Raw genomic sequence first — 457 nt, forward strand, 5'->3', positions numbered from 1 at the left:
TGTTTAAAGCGCGCGTAGGCCGCCTCCCACGCAGGAACGTCCTCCGGCAGATATTCGACCGGCTCGAAGGAGTTGGAGATGATCCTCCGCGCCTCCCACACGTCGCCGATGTCCCCCTGCGCCATCAGCTGCACCGCGATGTTGCCCAGCGCGGTCGCCTCGATCGGCCCGGCCACCACCCGGCAGCCGGTGGAGGAGGCCGCCATGCGGCAGAGGAGATTGTCCTTGGTGCCGCCGCCGACCATGTGGATGCTGTGGTAGTCCTTGCCCGTGCAGTCGCGGATCTGGTCGAAGGCGCAGCGGTACTTGAGCGCGAGGCTCTCGTAGATGCAGCGCATGATCTCGCCGACCGTCTGCGGCTCCCCCTGCCCCGTGCGCCCGCAGAAGGCACGGATGCGGCGGGGGATGTTGCCCGGCGCGACGAATTCGGGCGCGTCGGGGTCGATGAAGTAGCGGA

The 457-nt window shown here is 68.1% G+C and carries 1 protein-coding gene; it reads right to left on the minus strand.

The genetic code is table 11. The features are described from left to right. Window positions 1-457, minus strand: a 457-nt coding sequence (locus ACZO3G_RS12115; RefSeq protein ID WP_486847268.1) for an FGGY-family carbohydrate kinase, incomplete at both ends; no start/stop codon positions are given.

It is taken from the genome of Anaerotruncus sp. (assembly GCF_057433415.1).